The organism is Pseudomonas sp., from assembly GCF_030698175.1.
In the GTDB taxonomy this organism is placed as follows: domain Bacteria; phylum Pseudomonadota; class Gammaproteobacteria; order Pseudomonadales; family Pseudomonadaceae; genus Aquipseudomonas.
The window spans coordinates 102699-128226 of the sequence record NZ_JAUYNT010000024.1 but is presented as its reverse complement, the minus strand read 5'-3'; the positions used below and the strand labels follow the sequence as shown (position 1 = coordinate 128226).

At 60.5% G+C, this 25528-nt stretch carries 24 protein-coding genes; 15 read left to right on the top strand and 9 right to left on the bottom strand.

Annotated elements, in window-relative coordinates:
- Positions 1-9: 9 nt before the first annotated feature.
- Positions 10-2334, bottom strand: coding sequence for a penicillin-binding protein 1B (gene mrcB, locus Q8R10_RS12805; protein ID WP_305654213.1), 2325 nt, complete (start codon positions 2332-2334; stop codon positions 10-12).
- 117 nt (positions 2335-2451) lie between these two features.
- Between mrcB and Q8R10_RS12800 the strand changes: the two genes are divergently transcribed.
- The 5 genes from Q8R10_RS12800 to Q8R10_RS12780 all read left to right on the top strand — a co-directional run bounded on the left by Q8R10_RS12800 (position 2452) and on the right by Q8R10_RS12780 (position 6461).
- The gene (locus Q8R10_RS12800; protein WP_305654212.1) at positions 2452-4014 is read left to right on the top strand and encodes a bifunctional aminoglycoside phosphotransferase/ATP-binding protein; all 1563 of its coding nucleotides are present in this window, start codon (positions 2452-2454) and stop codon (positions 4012-4014) included.
- 144 nt (positions 4015-4158) lie between these two features.
- The gene (locus Q8R10_RS12795; protein ID WP_305654211.1) at positions 4159-4503 is read left to right on the top strand and encodes a pentapeptide repeat-containing protein; all 345 of its coding nucleotides are present in this window, start codon (positions 4159-4161) and stop codon (positions 4501-4503) included.
- Positions 4504-4506: 3 nt separating this feature from the next.
- Complete coding sequence (locus Q8R10_RS12790; protein WP_305654210.1) at positions 4507-5289, top strand: class I SAM-dependent methyltransferase; 783 nt, start codon at positions 4507-4509, stop codon at positions 5287-5289.
- Positions 5286-5558 (top strand): TfoX/Sxy family protein, encoded by a 273-nt coding sequence (locus Q8R10_RS12785; protein WP_305654209.1) that lies wholly within the window; start codon positions 5286-5288, stop codon positions 5556-5558. Before Q8R10_RS12790 ends, Q8R10_RS12785 begins: the two co-directional genes overlap by 4 nt.
- 105 nt (positions 5559-5663) lie before the next feature.
- Positions 5664-6461, top strand: a complete 798-nt coding sequence (locus Q8R10_RS12780; protein WP_305654208.1) for a Crp/Fnr family transcriptional regulator — start codon at positions 5664-5666, stop codon at positions 6459-6461.
- 599 nt (positions 6462-7060) lie between these two features.
- On the opposite strand, the gene Q8R10_RS12775 is transcribed toward Q8R10_RS12780, so the two are convergent.
- The 6 genes from Q8R10_RS12775 to Q8R10_RS12750 are packed head-to-tail and all read right to left on the bottom strand — an operon-like array spanning position 7061 to position 12491.
- Positions 7061-7963, bottom strand: coding sequence for a ChaN family lipoprotein (locus Q8R10_RS12775; RefSeq protein ID WP_305654207.1), 903 nt, complete (start codon positions 7961-7963; stop codon positions 7061-7063).
- Positions 7964-7972: 9 nt separating this feature from the next.
- Positions 7973-8740, bottom strand: a complete 768-nt coding sequence (locus tag Q8R10_RS12770) for a heme ABC transporter ATP-binding protein (RefSeq protein ID WP_305654206.1) — start codon at positions 8738-8740, stop codon at positions 7973-7975.
- Complete coding sequence (locus tag Q8R10_RS12765; protein WP_305654225.1) at positions 8740-9723, bottom strand: iron ABC transporter permease; 984 nt, start codon at positions 9721-9723, stop codon at positions 8740-8742. The genes Q8R10_RS12770 and Q8R10_RS12765 overlap by 1 nt, the downstream gene beginning before the upstream one ends.
- 50 nt (positions 9724-9773) lie before the next feature.
- Positions 9774-10673 carry a hemin ABC transporter substrate-binding protein gene (locus tag Q8R10_RS12760; protein WP_371133333.1) on the bottom strand — a complete coding sequence of 300 codons (900 nt, stop codon included), beginning with the start codon at positions 10671-10673 and terminating at the stop codon, positions 9774-9776.
- Positions 10674-10677: 4 nt separating this feature from the next.
- Positions 10678-11748 (bottom strand): hemin-degrading factor, encoded by a 1071-nt coding sequence (locus Q8R10_RS12755; RefSeq protein ID WP_305654204.1) that lies wholly within the window; start codon positions 11746-11748, stop codon positions 10678-10680.
- Between the two features lie 17 nt (positions 11749-11765).
- Positions 11766-12491, bottom strand: a complete 726-nt coding sequence (locus Q8R10_RS12750; protein ID WP_305654203.1) for an energy transducer TonB — start codon at positions 12489-12491, stop codon at positions 11766-11768.
- Positions 12492-12712: 221 nt separating this feature from the next.
- On the opposite strand from Q8R10_RS12750, the gene Q8R10_RS12745 reads away from it, so the two are divergent.
- Positions 12713-14914 (top strand): TonB-dependent hemoglobin/transferrin/lactoferrin family receptor, encoded by a 2202-nt coding sequence (locus Q8R10_RS12745; RefSeq protein ID WP_305654202.1) that lies wholly within the window; start codon positions 12713-12715, stop codon positions 14912-14914.
- 96 nt (positions 14915-15010) lie between these two features.
- Positions 15011-15328: a Rieske (2Fe-2S) protein gene (locus Q8R10_RS12740; RefSeq protein ID WP_305654201.1), complete on the top strand. Its 318-nt coding sequence runs from the start codon at positions 15011-15013 to the stop codon at positions 15326-15328.
- Positions 15329-15370: 42 nt separating this feature from the next.
- On the opposite strand, the gene sfsA is transcribed toward Q8R10_RS12740, so the two are convergent.
- Together sfsA and Q8R10_RS12730 are read right to left on the bottom strand one after the other, a co-directional pair.
- Positions 15371-16078, bottom strand: a complete 708-nt coding sequence (sfsA, locus tag Q8R10_RS12735; RefSeq protein WP_305654200.1) for a DNA/RNA nuclease SfsA — start codon at positions 16076-16078, stop codon at positions 15371-15373.
- A complete protein-coding gene (locus Q8R10_RS12730; protein WP_305654199.1) occupies positions 16068-17249 on the bottom strand; it encodes a pyridoxal phosphate-dependent aminotransferase in 1182 nt (393 codons plus the stop codon). The genes sfsA and Q8R10_RS12730 overlap by 11 nt, the downstream gene beginning before the upstream one ends.
- A 194-nt stretch (positions 17250-17443) precedes the next feature.
- Between Q8R10_RS12730 and dksA the strand changes: the two genes are divergently transcribed.
- From dksA to Q8R10_RS12690, 8 genes are all read left to right on the top strand, one after another.
- Complete coding sequence (gene dksA / locus Q8R10_RS12725; RefSeq protein ID WP_305654198.1) at positions 17444-17926, top strand: RNA polymerase-binding protein DksA; 483 nt, start codon at positions 17444-17446, stop codon at positions 17924-17926.
- Between the two features lie 52 nt (positions 17927-17978).
- Positions 17979-18866 (top strand): tRNA glutamyl-Q(34) synthetase GluQRS, encoded by an 888-nt coding sequence (gene gluQRS, locus Q8R10_RS12720; protein ID WP_305654197.1) that lies wholly within the window; start codon positions 17979-17981, stop codon positions 18864-18866.
- A 325-nt stretch (positions 18867-19191) separates the two neighbouring features.
- The gene (locus Q8R10_RS12715) at positions 19192-21408 is read left to right on the top strand and encodes a sigma-54 dependent transcriptional regulator (RefSeq protein ID WP_305654196.1); all 2217 of its coding nucleotides are present in this window, start codon (positions 19192-19194) and stop codon (positions 21406-21408) included.
- A gap of 34 nt (positions 21409-21442) precedes the next feature.
- Entirely contained in the window at positions 21443-22663 is a 1221-nt protein-coding gene (locus Q8R10_RS12710; RefSeq protein ID WP_305654195.1) for a DUF917 domain-containing protein, read from the top strand.
- Entirely contained in the window at positions 22660-23385 is a 726-nt protein-coding gene (locus Q8R10_RS12705) for an aspartate/glutamate racemase family protein (RefSeq protein ID WP_305654194.1), read from the top strand. The genes Q8R10_RS12710 and Q8R10_RS12705 overlap by 4 nt, the downstream gene beginning before the upstream one ends.
- A 489-nt stretch (positions 23386-23874) precedes the next feature.
- Positions 23875-24561 carry a hypothetical protein gene (locus tag Q8R10_RS12700; protein ID WP_305654193.1) on the top strand — a complete coding sequence of 229 codons (687 nt, stop codon included), beginning with the start codon at positions 23875-23877 and terminating at the stop codon, positions 24559-24561.
- Positions 24562-24658: 97 nt separating this feature from the next.
- Positions 24659-25096, top strand: a complete 438-nt coding sequence (locus tag Q8R10_RS12695; RefSeq protein WP_305654192.1) for a hypothetical protein — start codon at positions 24659-24661, stop codon at positions 25094-25096.
- A gap of 240 nt (positions 25097-25336) precedes the next feature.
- Positions 25337-25513 (top strand): hypothetical protein, encoded by a 177-nt coding sequence (locus Q8R10_RS12690; RefSeq protein WP_305654191.1) that lies wholly within the window; start codon positions 25337-25339, stop codon positions 25511-25513.
- Positions 25514-25528 lie beyond the last annotated feature (15 nt).

Here is a 25528-nt window from a genome sequence, read left to right as displayed (position 1 = left end):
CCCTCTCAATTAATTCAACCAGCCTTTAACCCAATCCATCACTTCACCTGCGGGGGCTTGGATCCCGCAGGCGCTGCCGGGGCTAGGCTCACTGCCGCGAATATACGGCATCTGTTGCGCACCCGAACAACTTGGATCCGAGCCCTGGCCCGTGCGCGGATCAATCCAGGCCTGAATGACGTTATCCGGCAGCGGCATATCCAGCGGCAACGGGTCGGCTTTACGCATAAACCCGGTCCACACCTGCAGGGCGCCGGTGGCGCCGGTGAGCGGCGTCTTGCCGTTATCATCGCGCCCCAGCCACACCACCGCGAGCAAGTCCTGGCTAAAGCCGGCAAACCAACTGTCGCGCGAATCGTTACTGGTACCGGTTTTGCCAGCCAGGGTCAGCGACGCCGGCAACTGGCTGTAGACCGAGCGCCCGGTACCTTCGCGCATAACCCGCTGCATGGCGTTTTGCACCAGATAGATAGCGCCGGGATCGAAACGCTGCTGAATCTGGAAGGGATAACGTTTGAGCGGCTCGCCTTCGGCAGTCAGTACACTGCGAATGCCGCGTAACGGGGTATTAAAACCACCATTGGCGAGGGTCTGATACATCCCCGCCACTTCCATCGGCGTCAAGGAACCCGCGCCCAACAGCATCGACGGATAGGCCGGAAACTCACGGGAAACCCCCAAGCGCTCAAGGGTTTTCAGCACCGTTGGTACGCCCAACTCCAGCCCCAGCTTGGCGGTAGACAGGTTGTAGGAGTTGGCCAAAGCCTGATACAGAAACACATTGCCATGTGCCTGGCGATCATAGTTCTGCGGTTTCCAGACTTGCCCGTCCTGGCCTTTGACCGAGAACGGTGCATCGTTCAGCCAGCTGGTCAGGCTGTATTGGCTCGGCCGCTCCAGCGCCGTCAGGTACACCGCCGGTTTGATCAGCGAACCAATCGGCCGCACCGCATCGAGCACCCGATTAAAACCGGCGAAGCGCGGCTGACGGCTGCCGATCAGCGCCTGCACCTCACCGGTTTCTGGACTGGTGACCAGCATCGCCGCCTCGACCTCATCAACGCTTTTACCGCGCCCGGCCGACAACCGCTTGAGGGTTTCCGCCAATGCCGCTTCCGCCTTCAATTGCAAGATCGGATCGAAACTGGTGAAAATCCGCAAGCCTTCTTCGGTCAAATCCTCCTCGCGATAATCTTGGCGCAATTGCCGCTTAACCAAATCCAAAAAACCTGGATAGGAACTGTCGGCCAAGCTGCCGCGCTGGGTCACGCCCAAGGGTTGCTTTTTCGCGGCGCCTGCTTGCTCTGGCGTGACCACACCTTGCTCGGCCAGTACATCAAGAATCAAATTACGCCGTTCCAGGGCGCGCTCCGGGTAGCGCCGTGGGTTGTAGTACGACGGCCCTTTGACAATCCCGACCAGCAACGCCACCTGATGCAATTTTAGTTCAGACATCGGCTGGCTAAACATAAACTGGCTGGCCAGACCAAAGCCATGCACAGCCCGCTGACCGTCCTGACCGAGAAACACCTCATTTAAGTAGGCTTCGAGAATCTCGTTTTTGCTGTAGTGCAGCTCCAGCAACAAGGCCATCATCGCCTCGTTAAGCTTGCGGCTCAGGCTGCGCTCATTGCTCAGATAGAAGTTCTTCACCAACTGCTGGGTCAGCGTGCTGCCGCCTTGGCGCAACTGCCCTGCAGTTGCATTGACCCAGAAGGCGCGGGCAATCGACTTAGGCGAAACGCCGTAGTGATTGAAAAACTCACGGTCTTCGATCGCCACCAAGGTTTGCAGCAAATACGGCGGCGCCTGCTCAAGCTTGATCAGAATCCGGTCCTCGTGGTGCGCCGGATACAAACCACCCACCAGTAAGGGTTCCAGTCGCGCCACCGCCAGGCTGGCGCCACCGGCCTGGGTCAGACCCGCGACATAGGCGCCCGAGAAATGCACCCGCACGCGCCGTGCCGGCTCTGCGCCTTCATAGAACTGAAAACCACGGGTGTGCAGGTCGACATTATTACCGGCTACGAGCGCCGCGCCAGGGCCTGCCACCGACGTTTCACGCCGATAGCCGAGGGCATCCAACTCGGTCAGAAAGTCATTCTTGGTCAGTTTTTGCCCAACAAATAACTCCAACGGCCGCGCGTAAACCTTGGCCGGCACCGTCCAGCGCTTACCGGAGAATTTCTCCTGCACCACCGCATCGAGGTAAATCCCGTAGCCGGCGAGCACCACCAGGCCGACCAAGCCGAGCTTAAGCGCCCAACCAAGCAAGGGATGAAAACCGTTAGAACGGCGTTGGGGACGAGCACGAGGGGAGCGGGAACGAGTCATAGGCCGGCATTATACCCATATTGCCCACCGCCCACAGACCGACCGCAGCGGTTTGCACGGCAGCGCACAGAGGCCATAATGGCGGCCTTTCCAACCTCTTAATCGCAAGGATTGACCGTGAGCCAAGCACTGATTGCCGCCCTGCAAAACCCGGCCCTGTTCCCGCATCCCGTGGAGCAATTCCAGGTTATCGAGACGCACATCTCTTGGGTGCTGCTCACCGGCCCCTTTGCCTACAAGATTAAAAAACCCGTCAACTTCGGCTTTCTCGATTTCAGCACCCTGGCCGAGCGCGCGCATTTTTGCGCCGAAGAGCTGCGCCTGAATCAGCGCCTGACCGAAGGCCTGTACCTGCAAGTACTGCCGATCACCGGCAGCAGCGAGGCGCCACAACTCAATGGTCAAGGTCCGGTCATCGAGTACGCGTTGCAGATGCGCCAGTTTCCTCAAAGCCAACTGCTGGATGCCGTGCAGGCCCGTGGTGAGTTAAGCGTCGAGCATATCGATGCCCTGGCCGAGCAAATCGCCAGTTTTCACCAACAAACGCCACGGGTGGCTGCCGAGCATCCACTGTGCAATGCCCACGCTATTGCCGCGCCGATGCGGCAGAACTTTGAGCAAATCCGCCCGATGCTCAGCGACGCCGCCGATCTGCTGCAGCTGGATGCACTCGAGGCCTGGACCGAAAGCAACTTTGTCCGCCTCGAACCGCTGCTCAACCAGCGCGCCGCCAACGGCTCGATCCGCGAATGCCACGGCGATATTCACTTAGGCAACGCCACGCTGCTGGAAGGCCGCGTGGTGCTGTTTGACTGCATCGAGTTCAACGAACCCTTCCGCCTGATCGACATCGCGCTGGACGCCGCGTTTCTGGCCATGGACCTCGAAGACCGCAACCTCAAGCCGCTGTCGCGGCGTTTTATCAGCGCCTGGCTGGAGCACACCGGCGATTACGCCGCCCTCGACCTGATTAATTTCTACAAGGCTTACCGCGCCCTGGTGCGTGCCAAGGTCAGTCTGTTCCGCCTCGGGCAGGAGCAAGACCCCGAGCAGTGCCAATTGATCCTCGCCCAGTACCGCCGCTACGCCAATCTGGCCGAAAGTTACAGCGCCATTCCGTCGAGCTTTTTAGCTATCACCCACGGTGTTTCCGCCGTCGGCAAAAGCCATGTAGCCATGCGCCTGGTCGAAGCGCTGGGCGCCATTCGGCTGCGTTCGGATGTCGAGCGCAAGCGCTTGCTCGGCGAACAAAATGCGGGCTTGCAAGGCCAAATCAGCAGCGGCATCTATACCGATGCCGCCAGCAACACCACCTATCAGCGCCTGCATCAGCTGGCTACTAGCGCCCTACAGGCGGGTTTCCCGGTAGTCATCGACGCCGCTTACCTCAAGCACGCCCAGCGTGCGGCTGCCTGCCAAGTGGCCGAGCAAACCGGTGCGCCCTTGCTGATTCTCGACTGCCACGCCCCGGATGCAATCATTAGCCAGTGGCTGGCGCAACGCCAAGCCGCCAAGCTTGATCCCTCCGACGCCACCCAAGCGGTAATCGACGCCCAACAGGCCAGCCGCGAGCCGCTCGACAGTGTTGAGCAGGCCCTAAGCACACGGATTGACACCCACGACGCCGTCAGCCTCAACAGCCTGATCGAGCGTCTGCGCAATTACCTGCCGGGGCTGTAATCACGCTACGCACTGGCAGTAGTAAGTAGTAAGTGGGAAGTAGTAAGTGGGAAGTAGGGAGTGGGGAGTGGGGAGTGGGAGCGCTGCAGGCAAGCTCGGCAGCGCCCTCTATACTTGCGTTGAACCTCTCAATGGAAATGTCCCATGAGCCAACCTCGCCAGCTTGACAACCCACTGTACCGCCTCATTCGTGGCGAAAATGTCGCCGGTTTTAATGCGCAAAAACCCAAAACCGGCGAGATCGATCTCTCCGGCGGCGACTTTCGTGGTCTCGACCTGCGCGTCTTGGATGCTGACCGCGTGCGTTTTACCGACGCCTACTTTCGCGGTGCCGACTTACGCGGCCTGGATCTACGCAACACCTGCATGCAAGGCGCCAGCATTGCCCATGCGCAAATATCCGGCGCCTATTTCCCGGAAGAGCTGAGCGCCGATGAAATCTTGATGTCGATGAACTTCGGCACGCGCCTGCGCTATCGCACTAAATAGGCCATGCGTGCAATCAGCGAACTGTTTGGCGCCAGCGCCAGTAACTACGCCAACTATCGCCCGCACTACCCGGCGCCGTTATTCGCCTGGTTGGCGCAACACAGCCCGGCCAATCTGCTGGCCCTCGATATCGGCTGCGGCAATGGCCAAGCCAGCCGGCCGCTGTGCGAGCACTTTGCCCAGGTGCTGGCCTGTGACGGCAGCTTTGCCCAATTGGCCGCCGCCGAGCCCCGCGCCAACCTGCAACTGCTGGTCGCCGATGCGCGACAACTGCCCATCGCGCCAGACAGCCTTGACCTGATAATTGTCGCCCAAGCCCTGCACTGGTTTGCCGATGCGGCTTTTTTTGCCCAAGTCAGCCGCCTGCTAAAACCCGACGGGCTTTTTTGTGCCTGGTGTTACGGCTTGCTCAGGGTAAATCCGGCGGTCGACGTCATCATTGAACAGCTCTACCACCACAGCCTAAAAGCTTACTGGCCGAGCGGCCGCAGCAGTGTCGACTGCGGCTATAGCGACATAGCGGCGCCCTTCCCGCGCCTGCAATTACCCGCCTTTGCCATGCAACAACAGTGGACCCTGAGCCAACTGCTGGGCTACCTGAACACCTGGTCAGCAGTCCAGTTATGCACCCAACAGAGGGGTAATCCTCTCGAAGCGTTACTGCCCACACTGAGTCGTGCGTGGGGCGACCCGCAGCAGTCGCATAATGTCAGTTGGCCGCTACACTTTCTGGCAGGCTATCCCTCACAACCAGATGCATCCCCCAAGTGCACCGAGGCTCAATGAACGACGAACTGCTAGAGCTAAAAAACCTTGGCAAGACATCCGCTCAGTGGCTGCACGCCTCCGGCATTCATAGCGCCTCGGACCTGCGCCGGCTCGGTGCGGTCGACGCTTACCGGGCGGTGAAAGCCCGCGGGTTTCGCGCCTCAAAAGTTTTGCTGTATGCCATTGAGGGCGCCCTGCTGGATGTAAACTGGAATGAGTTGCCGCCGGCCCACAAAGCCGAGTTAAATGGCCTACTCGACTCAGTAACGGCGCACAACAAGAGCTAGCTCACAGCCTCCGCACACGGTATTTGTCGTAATAGTGGCCAAAGCCTAGTGTTGTTAGAACGCTCGTGCATTTTGCCAGCCCAGACCGCCCAAGGAATTTCTCCCATGTATCTACTCGGTGAGCAACCGGCGTATGCCGATCAGCTGATCAGCCGACTGCAAAGCCTCCCCACCCAGCTACTTGAAGGTCTTGCGCCAACGGGGCCGGCGTTGAGCTTTGACAAGATCGAAGATCTTGGCCCGCTGCTGCCGATCAACCAGCTGTTTGTGATTGAAAACGGCCTGCTGCATGCACTGATTGATGGTCGGCCGCTGTTTTACCTGCAAGAAGGCGACTTGGTCGGCCTGCGTCAAGGCATTGAGCTGCCAAGCTGCATCTATAGAAGCGAAGAGTCCATCAGCCTGGTTCCGTACTCGCGCTCGGCAGTGTTCCAACATATTTATGCCAATGAGCAGCGCCAGGAAATGTTCGTGCAATACCTGCTTGGCCACACGGCCTTGCTGTCGGATGCCCTGTCACGGCTCAAGCAACCAGAAATGCGCCCCGCCACCGGTTTTCAAAGCTTTGCCGCTGGCGAAGAGCTGATCCATCAAGGCGACGAAGCCGAGCACGTATTCGTCATCATCGAAGGCCATGCCGAAGCCTATGTCGACGGCCATAAGGTCGGTGATGTGCAAAAGGATGAAATCTTCGGCGCCATGGCGGTATTCACCCGCGAAAAACGCAGCGCCACGGTCATTGCCAGCGAACCCTGCACCGTGATGATCATCCCCAAGGAGCAATTCCTGAGCCTGATGCAGAGCAATCCGCGGATAGCCCACAGCCTGATCGAGAGCATGGCCCGGCGCATCGACCTGCTGAATAAAGACGTCACCCAACTGCGCTTGCCGACCGCCGAATAACCGCGCTCAGCGTCAGGCAAAAACACTACGACCCGGCCCTGCGCCGGGTCGTTTGCTTTGCAGCCCGGTAAAAATAAAATCCAAGGAAAAATCGTTGACTTGCGAATGAGAATTGTTATTATTACATCAGTTGATCGCGAGGTCAGCCGGTAAGCTGAAAGACCAGGTCGGACTTTTCAGGTTATCTCCTCATCAGGCTAAACACGGTTTTGACCCAGCTCACACCTGGGTCTTTTTTTGCCTGTAATAACGTGAAAAGAACCGGTCACAGTCATTTTCGCTGCTATTTATTTTTAGGCTATGTAGCAGTTACGTGCTGCCCCCCGCCAAGTTGTTAATTACCTGAGACAGGGCATTCGTAGGTCGGGTTAGCGGCGGGGGGCGTGAGCTAAGCCGTGCAGCGGTTTAAGCCGTTGCGTAACCCAACATAGGGCCTATGCCGCGCTAATTTCGCAAAGAGTCTGAAACCGCTCGCTGGGTTACGCGGCGCACTGACTGCGAGCTGAGGTTTTGAGCCTGCGTGGCGCCGCTAACCCACCCTACGAACTCAACCCACAAGAACCCGCTGCAGTGGGTATTCACCCCGCGGATTCTGGGCCCTACTGAGTTGGCGCCGGGCGACGCAAGCTGGCGCAATAATCTTTCTCCGGCAGTGCAGCGCTGTACCAGACAAAGTCGGCGCTGGCGGCACTCACCGGCTTGCCCACCTCGGCCAGTTGCAACACCAGAGTGCCGGCATCGACACCCAGATCGGCCAGGTGCAAAGGCACGCCCAGATCGCGCCTCGCATGGAAGCCGCCAGCCAGCAGCAACGCCGGGGTTGGCGCTGCTTGCAGCCGCTCGGCCATACGCCGATCACGCTGCTGCTGTACCGCGAGCATGGCCGGCAGTTGCGCTTCCGGCAGCAAACCGCAATGCGACTGGCGAATATCGGCCAGCAAGGTTTCGCGCACCGGGGCCGTCGTCGACAGCCGGCCCTGCAGCGCGGGTCGCGCGGCGTAGATCTGCATGATCTCACTGCGATTGAGATTGGCCGCCTGCAACGGGTACGGCTGCGTCAACGCATAGCGGACAATCGGCCCATACAGCGCCCAGTCCCAATTCTTCTGCCAACCCAAGGCCGCCGGTAGATCAGCCGGCGCTTGCCCGTTCAGGGTCGCGGCATGAGTTGCACCGACTTTGTCTTGCTGATCGGGATTGAGCATCTCCAGCAACAGGCTGCCTTGCGCCCGTTGTGCGGCCAGGGCCTGCAACAGCCACAGTTGCAAGCGGTGGTGATCGGGATTGTCATGCTGCTCGCCGACCAACACCAGTTCCGCCGCGGCCAAGCGTTCGACCAGCTGCGCCGGTGTCAGGCTGGCGCCGCTGCGAAGGTCAATAATCCGGCCAAGATCAGCATGTTCATGGCCCTGCGAACTTTGCCAAGCCGGTATCGGCGGCAATGTCGCCGCCGTTTGGCAAGCACTCAACAACAGCAAAAAACAGCACAACAACAGACGCATACAAGACCCTTAACGAATCACTATCAGTGGATGGTCACGTTCGGGATGGCGCTGCACCAGCACATCCAGGCCGAAGACCGCTTTGAGATTATCCGGCTGCAGCACCTCATCTGGGCTGCCCAGCACTTGTGGCCGGCCGTTGACCAGCAGCAACAGACGATCGCAATAACGCGCCGCCAGATTAAGGTCATGCACTATCACCAGCACCGCCGCGCCGCGCTGGGCGAAATCACGCACCGCCTGCAAGGTCGTGTGCTGGTGCAGCGGATCGAGCATCGAGGTCGGCTCATCCAACAGCAAGGTTTGCCCTGCCCCGCCCGGCCACAACTGCGCCAGCACCCGCGCCAGATGCACCCGCTGGCGCTCGCCACCGGACAGCGCCAGGTAGTTACGGCCGCTTAAATAAGCCGCATCGGCCGCCGCCAGGGCCGCCGCGATAATTTGCCGATCAAGCTCGCGGCCGCTGGAATGCGGCAAACGGCCCATGCCGACCACATCCTCAACCCGAAAGGCAAAGTCCAGGGTCGAGGTCTGCGGCAGTACGGCCAAACGCCGCGCCCGCTCAGGCCCCGGCCAGTCGGCCAGAGCCCGACCATCCAGCAACACCTGCCCGGCAGAGGCCGCCAGTTCGCCACTCAAGGCGCCGAGCAAGGTGCTCTTGCCCGCGCCATTCGGCCCGAGCACGCCCAGCACCTGCCCCGGCAACAGTTGCAGACTCACCTCGTCGAGCACCACCGCCGCGCCGCGCTGCACGCGCAGCTGTTGAACTTCAAGCATCAGCGGCGCTCCCGAACCAGCAAATAAAGAAAGAAGGGTGCGCCGAGCAACGCCGTAACTATGCCGATTGGTAACTCCGCCGGAGTCATCAGCAAGCGCGCCAGCAGATCCGCCAGCAGCAGCAAGCTGGCCCCGGCCAATGCCGAGGCCGGCAACAGAATCCTATGATCCGGTCCGACCAGCAGTCGCAACAGATGCGGCACCACCAGACCGACAAAGCCGATCAGCCCCGCCGCCGCCACCGCCGCGCCAACACCCAGGGCGGTACAGAACACCAGCTCGCGCTTGAGCCGCTCCACCTCAAAACCCAAATGCCGCGCCTCCGACTCACCCAGCAGCAGCGCATTCAAGGCCGCCGCCCGGCGTGGCAGCCAACAGGCAACCAGTACCAATACCACTAGCAATGGCCAGAGCCGCGCATAGCTGGCGCCATTCAGGCTGCCCATGTTCCAAAACGTCAGGGTACGCAGGGTGGCGTCGTCAGCCAGATAAGTCAGTAAACCTATGGCCGCGCCGGCCAGTGCGGTGAGTGCAACACCGGCCAGCAGCATGGTCGCCACACTGGTTTGACCTTGGTGCCGTCCCAAGCGATAGACCAGCGCGGTCACCCCCAAACCGCCGGCGAAGGCGCACAACGACAATAAATACGGCCCAAGCGCTTCAGGAATGCCGCCCCACAGGCTGCCAAGCACAATTGCCAGCGCCGCGCCCAGTGCCGCGCCGCTGGAAACTCCGACCAGCCCAGGATCAGCCAAGGGATTGCGAAACAAGCCCTGCATGGCCACCCCGGACAGCGCCAGCACCGCGCCCACCGCCAAGCCCAGCAGGCTGCGCGGCAGGCGGATCTGCCCAACAATCAACTCGGCCTGCTGCAAACCGGCGCCATCCAGCGGCACGCCGAGCAGACGCAAGCCGGCCTTGAGCGTATCCAACAGCGGCAAGCTAACCGGCCCCAAGGCCAGCGACAGCCAGAAGGCCAGCAACAACAGAACACTCAGGGCCAGCAGCAAGGAACGGGGTTTAACAGCAGTGGTCATGGTTGACTCTTAGCGTTGGCGGTCAGGGCGTGGGCGGCAGGATAAAAGCCTGCCGCCAAAGCCGCCAGCTGATCCGGCACCCGCGGCCCCAAGCCACCCACCAGCAGAGTTGGATCAAGCAGCACTATTCGCCCCTGTTGTGCGGCCCGCCCGGCGGCCAGCACCGGCATATTTTTGAGCAAGGCCGCAGCTGCCGCGTCGCCACTGAGACTGCGATCGGCGACTATCAACAGATCCGCATCCAGGGCGGCCAGCGCCTCAGTGGACAACGCCTTGTAACCGCTATGGGTGGCCAGATTCTGCGCACCAGCACGCTCAATCAACCAACCGCCGGCCGTATCGCCCCCGGCCACCAAGGGATTACCGCCGGCATGCCCCAGCAACAGCAGCACTTTGGGCGCCGCCTGGCTCTGCTGCGCCTGGGCAATCCAATCGGCCTGCTGCTGCTGCAGACGCTGCTGATAGGCCGCCAACGCCTGCTGCGCCTGCGGCTCGGCACCTAGCAGTGCCCCGATACGGGTTAGATTGCTGCTCAGACTGGCCAGATCGGCACGGGCGGACAGCACTTCCACCTGCACCCCGGCCGCCTTGAGCTGGGCCAGCACCGGTGGCGGGCCCATCTCCTCGCTACCCAGCAGCACGTCCGGGCGCAGCGACAGAATGCCTTCGGCGGCCAGCTGACGTTGGTAGCCGATGCCCGGCAGGCTGCGCAGCGATGGCGGGTGCTGGCTGGTGCTATCCACCCCCACCAGCTTGGCCTCGCCGCCCAGCAGCACCAGCCATTCGCTCAGCGCGCCGCCGGCACTCACCCAGCGCTGCGGCAACGGCTCGGCCTGCACCAGCGGAGCGGCCAGCAAGGCACTGCACAGCGCCAGCAGACTCAGTCTGCGCCGAATCATTTCAGGCCTCCAAAGCCGGACAGGTTTCGGCCAAGGTCCGCCAGGTCGCGAGCTCTGGCACGCCTGGTTTGCGCGCGCCAAACAGCTGCAGCACCAGCTCGCCATGGGCGTCGAAGGCCTCCCAGCTGGTGATCACGCCATCGCTGCTCGGCTTGCGCACGCGCCACACTTCGGTCACGCCACGGGTCTGCAAGTGCAGGTTGAACTCGGGGTCGAGCACATTGAACCAGCTGTCCAGCCAGCGCAGATTACGCACCGGACCACTGTGAATTTGGATGCAATGGCGATTGCCGACAAACAGCATGATCGGCACCTCGGCCGCGCCGGCCTGCTCCAGCAACTTCGGCAGCTCGCTCGGCGCCAGCGGCTCAGCCCACTGCCGACCTGCCAGGCGCAGGGCCTGAGTGCGGGTGGTGCCGTGCTTTTTCAACAGGGCGAAGAAATGGTGGGTGTCTTTCAAGCTTGCCCAATTGCTGCGCAGCGACTCGACATCAATCTCGCCATCGGCCTGCGGCGCTTCTGCCGCCGGCAAAGGTTGCAGGTCCAGCTCTGGGCTTTGCTCTTGCGCACTAAAACGCTCGACCAGCGGTGCCCAGGCAGCCAGGGTGCTGTCTTCGGTGAGGAACACCTTGTGCACCGCCAGACCCTGCCGGTCGAACACCTGAATGCTGCGCTGAGTGCCGCGCGCCGTGTCTTCGGCGATGGCAAACACGCTGGCCCAGCCACCCAGGAACAGGCGCAGATCGATATCCGCCGACACCACCAGACCCATCTGACCGCTGCCCATCACCGTCACCTCACGGTAATGACCCTTGCGCTCATGCACGCAGTATTCGTTACGGGTCAAGGCCATCACATAACCCAACTCGCCCAGCGCCGGCAGCAAGGTTGCCCACTGTGGATTGAGGCGCACGGCATCGACGCCCATGCGGCTAGCGGTCAGTTCCGCCTCACTCACCGCCAGTTGCTCGGCAGCATCGCGGGCGCGCAGCTTTGGTTGCTCGCTGCGCAGTACTTGCCAGGCCAGGTACAGGCCAGCGGCCACCGGGGTCGTTTGCGGTTGCAGGTTCATTGCGTTACTCCTTGGGATCAACGGTTCGCCGTCAGGGCGAATTGAATAGGGATTTGCACACGGCTCGGCACGCTCTGCCCGTCGCGTACCTCGGCCTGGAAGCGCCACACCGCGACGGCGTCCAGCGCAGCTTGATCGAGGCTGTCCACCCCGGATGAGCGCAGCAGCTTCAGCTCGCGCTGCTCACCGCGCTCATCCAGACGCACCTCAATCATCACCACGCCCTGCTGATTGCGCCGCCGCGCCTGCGCCGGATAACGCGGTGGCGCGGGCGGCGCATGAAAGGCGGGCTTAAAACTGAGGATTTCTTGCTTGGCCGCCGATGGCACGGCCACGGCCGGAGCTGCTTTGGCCGATAGATTGGTAGCCGCCGGTTGAGCACTGGCCGCTGGCGCGGCAATTGGCACCGGACGCGGTGCTGCATGGGTCAGCTGAGGCGAAGGCTTGATCGGCGCCGATGGCTTTTTCAGCGCCAGCGTTTTGGCCTGAGCCGACGCTACTTGCACCAGCGGCTCAGGCTCTGCTGCTGGCTCTGCGGGCGCCTGGTGCGCAACCGGCGTAGCCGACAGCGGCGCGACTGCAGGGCTCGGAGCCGCCTCCAGACTGACCAGCTGCACCACCAACGGCAAAGCCTCGGCCTGGGCCCGCGCCTCGCCCGCCAGCGCAAATGACTCACGCAGCAGCCCGCCGCACGCGATGTGCAGGCCTAGCGAGAGCAATAAGCAGAGAGGTAAACGCGGCATCGTCGAGCTGTCATGCAAAGATTTAATCTACATGATAATTATTTGCATTTGAGAGTCAAGCTCGTTTAAGGTCGGCGCCGATGCCAACCTGTAACCAGAAATTGGCTGACTCAGCCGGGACAACCATCCCCTTAGGTTGTCACCTGGAGGCCAAAAAGCCCGCTACACCGCTGCGCCTGCCAGGCCTGGTTACTTAGTAAAAACCTTAGGAGAGTAAGTCCATGTCGTCGCGTCCACCCTTTGCCCGCCGCCCCTGGCTGGCACTGCTGCTGTTGTCCCCAGCCTTGGCTTTGGCCACGGAAAAGACCCCGACCCAGTTCGATACGGTGACGGTGACCGCCACCCGTAACGAACAAACCCTGGCCGAGGTGCCGAGCACGGTGTCGGTGATCACCGAGCGCGACATCGACCAGCAGAACGTCATGGATATCCAGCAGCTAGTGCGTTACGAGCCGGGCGTCTCGGTCGGCGGCACCGGCAGCCGCTTCGGCTTGTCCGGCTTCACCATCCGTGGCCTGGGTGGCAACCGGGTGCTGACCCAGGTGGACGGCGTGAGCATGCCCAACGCCTTCGCCTTCGGCCAGTTCCTCGGCGCCCAGCGCAATTACGTCGACCTCGATGCGATGAAGAGTGTGGAAATCATCCGTGGCCCGGCCTCCTCGCTGTACGGCAGCGATGCGATTGGCGGCGCGGTGAGCTTTCTGACCAAGGACGCCGCCGACTATCTGGAGGCCGGCGATGACCTGTACGCCCGCCTGAAAACCGGCTACGACGGCAGCGATGACACCTGGCTGAAGAGCACCACCCTTGCCGGCCGCCAGGGCGAATTTGATGGCCTGGTAAATGTCGGCCAACGCACGGGGCAGGCGCAGGACAGCCACGGCAATGTGGGCGGCATCGGCGTCAACCGCACCGAGGCCAACCCGCAGAACTACACGGCCAACAACTTGCTGGCCAAGGTCGGCTGGGACTACGCCGAAGGCCAGCGCCTGCAGCTCACCTACGACCACTATCAGGACCAGACCAACACCGACGTGCTCAGCGAATACAGCAAGACCGCGACCATTCGCACCTCGGACGCCAAGGACAACGTCGACCGCGACCGCTTCACCCTCGATCACCGCCTGCAGCTCGACAGCCCGCTGGCCGACCAGCTGAAATGGCAGCTCACCCATCAGGACAGCGAAACCCGCCAGCAGACCTATCAGGACCGCGTAGTGGCAAACAAAGCGCGCTACCGTACGCGCGACTCGCACTACAACGAGAAGCTCTGGGCCGGCAACCTGCAGCTGGACAAGCACATCGTCTCCGGCGAGGTTGAACAGCAACTGACCTACGGCATCGACATCAAGCGCCTGGAAAACTCCGACCTGCGCGAAGGCGGCGAAACCGTGCTGAGCAGCGGCGTCACCACGCCAGTCAAACCGACCAGCGACTTCCCCGACCCGACCACCTGGAACTACGCCGCCTTTGCCCAGAACAGTATCGAGCTGGGCAACTGGACCCTGCTGCCGGGCCTGCGCTATGACCACTATGAGATGACCCCGCACGTCACCCAGAATTACCTGAACAGCGCGGCGACCAACCCCAATCCGCCGACCTACAAGGACTCCGCCTGGTCACCCAAGTTTGGCGCCACCTACCAACTGAACGAGGCCATCAGCCTCTACGGCCAATACGCCGCGGGCTTTCGCGCACCCCAGGCGGTGGAAATCTTCGGCGAGTTCATCAACCCCGGCATGTACCGCACCCTGGCCAACCCGGACCTGAAGTCGGAAACCAGCAACAGCTTCGAAGTGGGCGTGCGCGGTCAAAGCGATTACGGCAGCCTCGGCGTGGCGCTGTTCTATAACCGCTACAAAGACTTTATCGAGCAAGAAACCCGCACTTCCAGCGACCCCGCCGCCTTCCCCTTCGGCGACTTCCAGTACGTCAATCTGAACAAGGTGACCATCCGTGGCGCGGAAACCAAAGGCGAGCTGTTCCTCAACCAGTTTGGCCTGCCCAACGGCAGCCACCTGACGGGTTCGGTGGCCTATGCCCATGGTAAAAACGAAGAAACCGGCCAGCCGATCAACAGCATCGACCCACTCAAGGGCGTGTTCGGCATCGGCTACAGCCAACCCAATGGCCAGTTTGGCAGCGAGCTGACCTGGACCCTGGTGGCCAACAAAGACCGCATCGACCGCAGCGCCACGCCCGACAAGTTCGCCACTCCGGGCTACGGTATTCTCGACCTCAGCGGCTGGTGGCAGATGACCGAGCAGGTCAAGGTCAACGCCGGCCTGTACAACCTCACCGACAAACACTACTGGCAATGGAACGGCAACGACCTCGGCACCCTGAGCGAAAACAGCCCAAGCCTCGATCGCTTCAGCCAACCCGGTCGCTACGCCGCCGCCAACCTGATCTGGGAAATCTAGCCCGCTAAGCAAGGCGAAATCAGCCGCGCGCTGCCATGCGGCGCTATCGCTCAGACCCTATGACCGGGATAATCCCCGGCTCATAGGGAGACACCGATGAAATTTCTCTGCGCCCCAGAGCAGCTGACCGAAGGTCAGAGCCGGGGCTTTTTACTGGGTGGCGTAAAGCTGTTTGCCGTGCGCCGTGAAGGTCAGGTGTATGCCTACCAAAACCGCTGCCCCCATCGCGGCGTGCCGCTGGAGTGGCAACCGGACCAGTTTCTCGACCACAGCAACAGCCTGATCCAGTGCGCCACCCACGGCGCGCTGTTTCTGATCGAGTCCGGTGAATGCGTGGCCGGGCCTTGCGCCGGGCAATCGCTAAAAGCCCTCGCTTGCCACGAGGATGCCGAGGGGATTTGGGTCGGGGTGTAACAGCTATGAGTGGCGGGCTACCGCTAACGCGGCGAGGCCGCCCTACAGTTGCACATCCAACCGGCGCACTAAGCGAATCTCCAACGGGCTGATCTCGACGCCATAAGCCAACACCTCCACCCCCGCCGCCACCGCCTCGCGCAAGCCCTGGGCGTAAGCCGGATCGATCTCTGCGGCCGGCCTCACCGCCTCGATACCCGAGAGGTTCACGCAATACAGCTGCACCGCGCGCACACCGTTGCGGGCCAACGTCGCCAGCTCGCGCAGGTGTTTGGCGCCGCGCTCCGTGCGCGCATCCGGGAAGGCCGCCACACTTGAGTCGGCAAAGCCTAAGGTGACGCTTTTCACCTCGACAAAGGCCGGGCCGCTTGGGTAGTCGAGGCGAAAATCGATCCGGCTGCGCTCCTCGCCATACGGCACTTCACGGCGCAGCCCAGTAAAGCCATTCAGCTCGGTAATCACCCCGACCCACAGCGCCTCCTCGACCAGGGCATTGGCCCGCCCGGTATTCACGCAGGCCAGGCGCCCTTGTGGGGTTTCGCTGAGTTCCCAGGTGCCGGGCAGCTTGCGCTTGGGATCATTGCTGCGACTGAACCAGACCGCCCCGCCCTCCTGCATGCAATTGAACATCGAACCGGTGTTCGGGCAATGGATGGTCAACAGCTCGCCGCTGGCGGTTTCGATGTCGGCGAGGAAGCGCTTGTAGCGCTTCAGCAGCCGCCCCTGCTCCAGGGTTGGCTCAAACTGCATGGGGCCGCCAGCTTTTCAGGCCACGGGCGATGCGCTCAACCGCTTGCTGCAAGCGCGGCAGGCTCTGGGTGTAAGCAAAACGCACATGCTGGCCGGCCTGATAACGGCCAAAGTCCAGCCCCGGAGTAAAGGCCACATGTTCGGTTTCCAGGAAGTGCTGGCAGAAAGCAAAGGCGTCGCCGCCGAAGGCGTTGATGTCGGCATATAGATAGAAGGCGCCCTCGGGCTCCACCGCAATGCCGAAACCCAGCTCGCGCAATGCCGGCAATAAAAAGTCGCGGCGGCGCTGAAACTCATGCCGGCGTTGTTCGAGAATCTCCAGGGTGGCCGGCTCGAAACAGGCCAGCGCCGCGTGCTGGGCGATGGTCGAGGCGCTGATATAAAGGTTCTGCGCCAGTTTTTCCAGTTCTGGCACCGCAGCCTCCGGCGCCACCAGCCAGCCGAGTCGCCAGCCAGTCATGCCGAAATATTTGGAGAAGCTGTTGAGTACGAAGGCGTCGTTATCCACCTCCAACACGCTGGCGGCGTCCACCCCATAGGTCAGGCCGTGATAAATCTCATCCACCACCAGATGACCACCGCGCTGATGCAGCGCCTGGGACAAGCCGGCCAGTTGTTCACGGCTGAGCAGCGTGCCGGTCGGATTGGCCGGCGAAGCCACCAGGGCGCCGACGCTGTCCTGATCCCAGTGCCGTGCCACCAGCTCGGGCGTCAGCTGATAACGCACCTCGGGACCGACCGGCACCAGCTGCGCCGCGCCTTCCACCAGGCGCAAAAAATGCCGATTGCACGGGTAGCCGGGATCGGCCAACAGCCAGTGCTTGCCCGGATCGACCAGCAAACTGGTGGCCAACAGCAAGGCGCCGGAGCCGCCTGGAGTGATCAAGATCCGTTGCGGGTCGATGTTTACGCCATAGCGCTGGGCATAGAAACCGCTGATGGCTTCACGCAGTTGCGGCAAACCACGGGCGGCGGTGTAACGGGTTTGCCCGTTCGCCAATGCCGCTTGACCGGCGGCAACGATAGGCGCCGCTGTAGTGAAGTCCGGCTCGCCGATCTCCAGATGGATCACATCATGACCGTCTGCCTGTAATTGATTGGCACGGGCCAGAAGTGCCATAACATGGAAAGGTTCGATGGCGCGGCTACGCGCACTGTAGAGCGGGGCCATGGGCCTTCCTTGCGCAAATAAAGGCGGCAATTCTACTCAACCATTGCCAACAACAGTAGCAAGCGCGACAACCGGGAGTGGCGTAGGCCCCAGTGTTCTGGTAAGTTCGCCCGCTTGCAGCCGCAGGGCCAGTTAAACTGGCAAAGGATAGCGTTACTGCGCAGTGGATTAGAGATAGTGAGAGGCGGTCTGCCATGCCCACCAAAGCACCAGTAAAAGCACCAACCAAAGCTAAAGCGAAAGCCCCGGCTAAAACCAGCAGTCCACTGAACCGTGGCTTCACCCCTTATAAAGAAGTTAAGGGCGACGAGTACATGAGCGCACCAATGCGCGCGCACTTCAGCGGCATTCTGCAAGCTTGGAAACTCGAGCTGATGCAGGAAGTTGATCGCACCGTGCACCACATGCAGGATGAAGCGGCTAACTTCGCCGACCCCTCCGACCGTGCCAGCCAGGAAGAAGAGTTCAGCCTGGAGCTGCGTGCCCGTGATCGCGAGCGCAAGCTGATCAAGAAAATCGACGAAACCCTGCAGCTGATCGAGAGCAACGACTACGGTTGGTGCGACTCGTGCGGCGTCGAAATCGGTATCCGCCGACTCGAAGCACGGCCGACTGCCACCCTTTGCATCGATTGCAAAACCCTGGCGGAAATCCGCGAAAAACAGATCGGTTCCTGATCCCAGTACGGGGCGCTTCGGCGCCCCGTGTTGTTTCTGGCAGCCACTATTTATGAGTAAGCCCCCTTATATAGGCCGCTTTGCGCCGACGCCCAGTGGCTATCTGCACTTCGGCTCGCTGGTGGCGGCGCTCGCCTCCTATTTGGATGCCCGCGCGGTCGGCGGCCGCTGGCTGCTGCGCATCGAAGACCTCGACCCGCCCCGCGAAGTGCCTGGCGCCCAGGCGGCGATTTTAACCACCCTGGAAAGCTACGGCTTTGAATGGGATGGCCCGGTCATGCGCCAAAGCGAGCGGCACGGCGCCTACGCCGAGGTGCTGCAACGCTGGCTCAACCAGGGCCTGGCCTATGCCTGCAGCTGTTCACGCAAGCAACTCGAACCCTATCTGGGCATTTACCCAGGCCTGTGCCGCAATGCCGGGCATCCTTGGGCGGACACGGCGATTCGCCTGCGCGTGCCCGAACTGAGCTATCAATTTACCGACCGCGTACAAGGCCCCTTTGCCCAGCACCTGGGCCGTGAGGTGGGCGATTTCGTCATCCGCCGCCGTGATGGCCTGTACGCCTATCAACTGGCGGTGGTGATTGACGACGCCGCGCAAGGCATCAACGCCATAGTCCGCGGCGCCGATCTGCTCGACTCCACCCCCCGCCAGCTCTACCTGCAAGAACTGCTCGGCGTGCCGGCACCCAGTTACCTGCATGTGCCGCTGATTACCCAGCCGGACGGCCACAAACTCGGCAAGTCTTACCGCGCACCGCCGCTGCCAATTGCGCAAGCGCGGCCCTTGCTATTGCGGGCGTTGCGCGCGCTCGGCCAAGCGGCACCGGAAGAGTTGCTGGAGCTCAGCCCCAGCGCAATCCTGCAGTGGGCGGCCCAGCACTGGCAGCCCGAGCTCATCCCGCGAGTGCTCAGCCGGCCCGAAGCGCAGCTGCTGTAAGCCCCGTCGCAAGCGCGCGGGATGCACTGTGGCAGACGTACTAAGCCGGCAAAAATCAGTAAAAAACCTTCCGTCCTTCGACGGCGCCGCCCATCTGCCTGATCTTTTGCTGTAAGACCGTTATGCGCCTTTCAATATCAGCAATCTGAGATAGAGTCAGAAGGCGATATTTTCCCGCATCAACGCCTATGCTCTGCAAGCGCTGGCATTGGCTACAAAGCTCGCACCGACCGACTTGTCTTAGTAATGGACTATCAAGACGATGCATACAGCTCATTCAGCGGATCTCAGCATTGTAAGAGAGCCAGTGCCGGTCGAGGCTCAGGTGATTGGCAATTCAAGTGCCTTTCAACATCTGCAACACCTTATCCAGCGCGTGGCCAAGACTGATCGCCCGGTTCTGATCAGCGGCCCGACGGGCTCAGGCAAAGAAGTAGCCGCGCAGATGGTGCATCGCCTGGGCTCCCAGGGCTTGCCCTTTATTGATTTGAACTGCGGGGCCATCCCAGAAAACTTGCTTGAGTCAGAGCTGTTCGGTTGCGCCAAGGGGGCATTTACCGGAGCGGCGAGCAATCGCCCCGGCCTGCTGCAGATGGTCGGGCGCGGCACCTTATTTCTCGATGAAATCGGCGAGCTTCCCCTGTCGCTGCAACCAAAATTACTGCGCGTGCTTGAAACCCGCGCATACCGGCCATTGGGTTCAAACGAAAATCAGCGGTTCGACGGACGCATCATCGCCGCCACCCACCGTGACCTAAAGCTGCTGGTGAGCCAGGAACGCTTCAGAGAAGATCTGTACTATCGACTCGCGGTCCTCGAGTTGCAATTACCCAGTCTTGAGCAGCGCCGGGAGGATATTCCCGATCTCATCGAATACTTCTGCCGCCACCAGCCCAGGCCCATCTCCTTCACCCCCGAAGCTCTGGCTCTGCTGTGTCGCCAAACGTGGCCAGGCAATGTGCGACAACTACGCAATCTTATTGATCGAATTGGCGTGCTTGCCGATACCTCACGAATAGATTTGCTGCGCTTGGAGCCTTTTCTTTCTCAAGAACAGCCTGCGCCGCAGAACCATGTCAGTCTGGCGGCGTCGCTGCTGCAACTGGACGGCGAGGACAAACTGGCCGCCACTGAGCAATTGTTGATTGATCATGCGCTGCTGGTTTGTACCGGCAATAAAAGTGCGGCAGCCCTCCTGTTGGGGGTGAATCGCAAGGTGATAGAGCGACGCTTGAAGCTGCGCGAAGACAAATACCTGGCGCTCGAACGACATCTGTCAAAAGGTCGTGCCCTGGTGGCCTGCGCCAACTTCCGTGAGGCGCTGCCGATACTGCAAAAAGGCCTGGCGCTGGCCGCTGAAGTCGGTGAGCGCAAAGACTTATGGCGCTTGCAGTTTGAACTCCATCGCTTGCTTGGCGTCAGCTTGCGCAGCATTGAGGGCTGGCTAAGCAGCGCCAGCAGTGCCAGTTATGAGGCGGCCCTGGACATCGGTCGTGACCGCTGTAACGCCGATGAATTGTCGACGATTCAGTTCGGCATCTGGACCGCTCAGCTAATGAGCCTGGACCTGGTCAAGGCGCGCGCCACGGCGCAGCAACTGCTACAGCGAGCGCAGGCCTCGGGACTCGCCAAGATGCAGACCGAGGCACATGTCGCCATGGCCAATACCCTGTTCTGGCTGGGCGACAAGGAGGAGACCCTAGCCTGCCTGTCCCGCGCCGGACTCTTAAGTGAGTTTCGCCCCGCCTGGCCGGAAGCCGAGGGCCTCGACCTGATTGGCTTGGCCTTCACCCTGGAAGGCTTGGCCGCCTTTGAATTGGGCTTTTTTCAGCGCGCCAGAAGCGCTATGGCGCAATTGATCCAGCGCGCTTCGGCCCGCCAATACAATGCTTTCAATCGCCTGGTGGCGCTGCAAGGGGCCGCCTGGCTCGCCTGCCTGTTCGAAGACTATGCGCAGCTGCGGCCCTTGGCCCTAGAGCTGGAAAGTCTGGCCGAAGAATACGAGTTCTCCTTCTATCAAGGCGTCGGCCAAGTGTTTCGCGGCTGCTATATGGGCGCTGAGGGTTTGTACGATGAGGCCGAAGAAGTCATCGTCGAGGGTTATGAAAAGCATGTATTGCGCAATGGCGGACGCTTGTTTCACTCATTCCAGGCCTGGAAACGCGGTGAAATTCTGTTACGCGCAGGCCGCCACCATGAATCCATCAGCCTGGTTTCCCAGGCCCTGGACGTGGCCCTCGACCATCAGGAGCGCGCTTATCTCAGCGAATTAATGCTGCTCAAGGCCAGTGGCTTGCTGCTTATAGGTGACCACGAAGGTGCTGAAAGCAGTCTGCAGAACGCGCTATCGACGGCGCTGGCGCTGGGCGCCGTGCCCGCCGCCATCAGCGCCGCGACCCAGCTGGCGCAACTATTGAGCCGCACTAAGCGCGGTGCGCAAGCCGTGGAGCTGCTTTCCCGGGCGGTGCGTGGCGTGGCGCCAGAAGCTTCACATGCGGGCCTGAATCGAGCATTGGATTTGCTCGATCAGCTGCGCGCTTAGTCGGAGAAACCTCGTCAACAAAGGGAGTTTTAGCATGGCTTATGAACTTGGACGCATTGATCTGGAACCGTTGTTGTTGGGCGGTTGTTTCTTCGGCAGCGGTGGCGGCGGCACGCTGCTCTCGGCACGTCATCTGGTTGCGCACTTTCGTCAGGGCGATTACTACCCCAGCGAACGCATTCGCATCGTGACTGTCGCCGAGGCGGTGAACGGTGAGAGTGTCATGTTGGCGTATATGGGCGCGCCTGAGGCCATTGCCGACTGCATGTATCCTGACGGTCCGGTTCGGGCCATCCAATTGGTGCAAGAGCGCTTGGCCCGCGAAGGGCGGGAGCTGGCTTATCTGGTGCCGCCGGAAAGTGGCGCGCTGGGCTTTGTGGTTGCCTGCCTGGTGGCCGCGCGGCTTGGTCTGGCCGTGATTGATGCTGACGGCGCCGGCCGGGCAGTGCCGTCACTGCCGATGCTGACATTCGCCGCTGCGCAGGTGACACCGCGACCGGCCTTTCTGGTCAGTCAGACCGGGCTCAGCGTGGAGCTGAACGTCACGCCGCAAGAAACCCCGGGAAAGGCGCCGGATTACGCAAACGATGCCGCCGTGATCATCGAGCAGATGATGCGCCCTATTGTTGCCGATCCTCAGTTTGGTGAGTTCGGCGGCCTGGCCATCTGGATCATGGCTCCGGGCTTGCTGGCTAAAGCCCTGCCCATCCAAGGCACCTTAGCGCGCGCCCTGACCCTGGGGCGAGCCTTGCAGCGCGGCCAAATCGCAACGGCCCAGGCCATGATCGCCTTTTTACAGCAGCAGTTTGGCTTGCAGGCTTATGCCATTTCGGGCACTGGTCACTTTGAGTCAGCCGAAGTAAGCACCGCCGGGGGCTTCGATATTGGCAAGGTGCATATCCGCGATGGCGAGACGCGCATCAGTGTGATCTACGAAAATGAATCCTTACTGGCCTGGGACAACCTGTCGCCACAACCCCTGAGCATGGCGCCAGACAGTATTGCCTACTTTGTCGAGGGTCCAGGCAACGCCGTGCTCTCCAACGGTGATGTGGTGCAAGCGGATGGCAGCATCAGCCCGGCACTGCAGCAACGCCGGGTCACCCTACTGGCCTGGCAGGCGGAACCTCAGTTGCGCGAGCCTGGCGGGCTGATTCTCTGGAGTTTCATGCAACTGTTGGAGGCGCTTGGCTATATGGGCCCCTACCGGGCGGTAGGGGCCCTCCAGGCTGAGCGCGCGGAGGTTGAATTATGAGTGCCCTGCGAATTTGTATTCTGGCTCCGGTCAACACCGACGCCTATAACCAGCAGCTGTTGGCTGCCGTGCAGCCGGTGATTCCTGCCGATGTGCTGGTTGAAGTGCGCAATATCCGCCAGGGCAACCCCTGCATCGAGAATCGACTCAATCTAACGGAGAATGCCCTGCCCGTCGTGCAGATGGCGCAGTCCATCGAGCGAGAGGGTTTCCAAGGTATCTGGCTCAGCGATTTCGATATGTGTGGCGTAGAAGCCGCCCGTGAAGTCATCGACATCCCCATTATCGGCGGTTTTCCAACCTCGGCCTTCAGCGCGCTAAGCCTGTGTCAGCGGTTTTCCATCATCACCATCATGCCCAGTACCTTGGCCATGCAGAGGGGGCATGTGGCCAATTACGGTTTGTCGGAGTCATTCGCCTCGATCTACTCGATCAATTGCCCGGTCGACCAGTTGTCGAACCTCGACATAGTGGTAGCCAAAACATTCGAAATGGCGCTGCAGGCAATCAAACAGGACGGTGCGCAATCGATTTTGTTGGGCTGTACCGGCTTCGTCGATGTGGCTGCACGGGTCGGCGAATTGCTTGAAGAGGCATTGGGCAGCTATGTGCCGGTGCTTGATCCTAACCAGTGCGGTTTCAGCTTTCTGCTGTCACTGGTGCGGATGAAATTACGGCCCAGCCGGCTCTGCTACAGCAAAGCAACGCTACCAGCCGCTTAAGCTGCGATAGGCACCCGCACTCCTCTGGGCTGCGGGTGCCTTAAGCCCTTGGCCGACTCTTTCGATTCGGCCTGCGTCAATCATCTCAGCCGCGACGTCACCCCATAGCAAGCGCTATGGGGTGACGTCGCGTGGCTCGCATTCCAACTTCTTGGGCCTAACAGCGGCCATCTCGGCACCCCAATTTAAAATCATTACCCAAGAGTTCCCGCTGCCTCACCAACAAACGCCAGCCAGCCTGAGCATTGGGCAAAACCATCCAGCCTATTTCTATTAAATGGCCGATTTCGGCCACTGGCGAACCTGAGAAAAAGCCTCTTGGTTGATATCTATGAAGTTTTCATTTGGCACAGCGATTGCTCTCTGTAAAGCGCAGAGCAATATCACTTGGAAGGGGACTGCTTATGCGATCGTGCTAAATCGTTGAGTACCTTGCTGCTTTGGATGCTGTGGCTGCACCACACTGGTTAAATTAATGGAGCAATACAGATGAGTACTTATTACGTCGACTTCAATAACAATACTGAGATGACCTGGACCATGGGTGTCTATCAAGTACTGCCCGATTCCATCGGCTTGGAAAGTGTCTCCTGGAAACAAACGACAGTTCCAACCCAGGGCTCAAGTGGCGTGGAGTGGGAGGTGGACTACAACGTCGCCATTGCCAATTACAAGCAGGTCGGCGGGGTTGGCGTATACAAGGCAAGCCAGACCCTGGTGACTGAGCTGGGCAGCGTCTGGGATTGCGTGTTCAAAGACAACGTTCAGCAATTGGTTCAGAGTTCCGGCTCGGCTCCGGCCGACTCGATCATCATCAACAACAAGTCTAACCAGCTGGGTAATCTGGGGATTGGCATGAGTGGACAAGGTGCCGTGTTCAAGAAAAACGTTGTCAGCGGCGCCTCCGCTCAGTTTCAGGTAACCCCGACCTATTATGCTGGCCTATTCAATGACTTGGTGCTCGGTGAAGTCATTTCCAGCAACGTGTCAGTCGGCCCGCAAAAAATTGTATTCCCGGACGGTCAAAACTGCGCCACCGTAACGGCCTCCATGAGTGGCGAAAGTATCAAAATGTCTGTGAGTTACTCGCAAGTCTCTCTGGTTTCTCGGCAAGTGCTGGATCGTTTGATGTCCATTCAACAAGAACGCACCGGGATTTTGTTAGAACATAACTAATCAACGACGAGCACGACTGGATCGGCAGGGCAAATTTATTTAACCCTGCCGATCCATCATATATAACCAACGATATTTTGATAACAGGAAATATGTCATGAATGCGCCTGTAAGTAGTAAAGCCATGATTCAAAGCGGCCCTCTGGATTTCGCTCAGGGAACCGCAGTTAGTGCCGCCGAAGTTAAAAAGTTCTGTCTTGCGGTTAATAATGACGCGCAAAAAGTGTCCTTGGGCATTGTTGCAGCCTTGAAAAAACAAGGGCTGCAAGCGCAGTCGAAAGAAACCAGTTCAGGGCGCTGGCAGGTGTTGGTTGGCGCAGTCAGTAGCGAGGCTGGCGAGTATCTGCATGCCGAGCCGAACATGGCGGCCAACATCACCATCACGGCCAATAGCGGCGATGTTCCAGCAACTATTACCGCCTTGAATGCATTCTTCAGCAACTGGCGAGCCGTGGTTGGGCTGATCGCAACGGGCGCGGCAATTGTGGCAGGCAACTGGCTCATGAGCGTTAATCGGCAACCTCCACAGGCTTGAATCTGGTTAGTGTTGTGGGGTGGTGCGTTGCCAAAGCATCGCCCCCTTATTTCACCGTGTATGGATGACCGCTACAGCTCTAGTGCATGACCCATGCGGTGGCGCAGATCTGCGCCGCACGGGCAGTAATACCCTCCGATCAACATCCGCGACGCCTCACCCACGCACCAAGCTTGCGCCTTATAGCTTGCCACGCCCGCCTTCCAGTACCATCGGCAGATTCCCGCGAAGAGCTGCCGCATGTATATCTATCGACTGGTCCTACTCCTAGTGGTGGGCATTTATCTCTTCTCCCCGGCCATCATGGATTGGTGGATCGACGCCAATGGTGATTGGTATCGCCCCTACCTGTTGTGGCTGATTCTGATTGTGGTGACTTTTATCCTGCAGAGCCAACGCGATGCCGATGAACTCTGACCTGCGCCGGCAAAA